Genomic DNA, 1327 nt, shown 5'->3' with positions numbered 1-1327 from the left:
GGACGGGACCGAACACCTGATGACGGCACCTTATATCGATCGGGACGCATATCTCGCCGATATGGAATGGAAGCGAGGGGTCCATGCGACGCATGGCACCGTGCTGATCGAAACCTTCAGTTACGATCGCCAGGAAGGCCGCCTGCTCCAGGCTCTTGAAGAAAAGCTCGCGCCACATGTCACCTACAATCCCCGCCGTCCTGAAACGATTTTTAATCGGCTGATTGAGTTACATCGGATCGACAGCTTTACCCGCCTCCTTGGCACATTCCTGCGCAAATACAAAAATGGTGGCTACAGCATTCAGGACTGCGAAAATAAGGCCCGCGCGTTAAAATCCGGTCGGCGCGCCAAAGCCTTTCTGAACATTTTTGAGCCGGTTTATCAGGAGTATCAGAAGCGGCTTGGCAAGCGAATCGATTTTGAGGATATGATCCTGCGGGCAGCGCACTATGCCGAGATTGGGCGATATGACAGCCCCTTTCACCATATCCTCGTCGATGAATTCCAGGACATTTCCCAAAGCCGCGCACGCCTTATCAAGGCACTTAAGGCACAGCACGCCGATACCCGCCTGTTCGCTGTCGGTGATGACTGGCAGTCAATTTTTCGCTTTGCCGGGTCTGACATTCACCTGATGCGGAATTTCGGGCATGAATTTGGCGGTAATTTTGATGGGGAAAGTGCCGTTCACCGGGTTATCGATCTGGGTCGAACTTTCCGGTCAGTTGACCGGATTGCCTTCGCCGCCCGCCGATTTGTCCTGAAAAACCCGTCGCAAATCCCGAAGAAGGTCATTCCGGCGGGCACCGCCAAAAAACCCGCCATTCGTATAGTTGACACTGAGTACAATGACACCGATACGAAACTGCGGGAAGTCCTGACCAATCTGTCGGAAACGGGGGATGCGAATAGGCGAAAGACCTGTGTACTTCTCTTGGGGAGATACCGCTTTGTTCGGCCCGAAAATCTTTCGGAACTGAAGCATCAATTCCCGAACCTCAGCATTTCCTACAAGACCATTCACGCATCAAAAGGATTGGAGGCCGATCATGTTATCCTGCTCAATGCCGCCAGCGGGCGCACCGGATTTCCATCTGAAATTGCGGATGATCCGCTCCTGGATTTGGTGTCCACAGAAACTGAACTTTTTGAAAATGCCGAAGAACGACGGGTAATGTATGTCGCCATGACCCGCGCACGCCATTCCCTGACGCTACTTGCATCTGTTAGCAGGCCATCTGACTTTGTCAGCGAACTTCGTGGCGAAGCGGAATATGGCATCGCATCCGGTGATACCAACGATGCCGTGCCTCATGTCTGTGGC

1 protein-coding gene is annotated in these 1327 nt (G+C 53.1%); it reads left to right on the top strand.

Annotated features, from left to right (window positions below):
- Nucleotides 1-19: 19 nt before the first annotated feature.
- A partial coding sequence (locus ACOCD2_RS20230) for a UvrD-helicase domain-containing protein (RefSeq protein WP_419625973.1) occupies nucleotides 20-1327 on the top strand: 1308 nt, incomplete at its 3' end.

Source organism: Thiolapillus sp. (genome assembly GCF_048562965.1).
GTDB classification, from domain to species: Bacteria; Pseudomonadota; Gammaproteobacteria; order Chromatiales; family Chromatiaceae; genus Thiolapillus; species Thiolapillus brandeum_A.
Note: the sequence above shows the minus strand (reverse complement) of the source record. Positions and strands in the feature narration are given on the sequence as shown.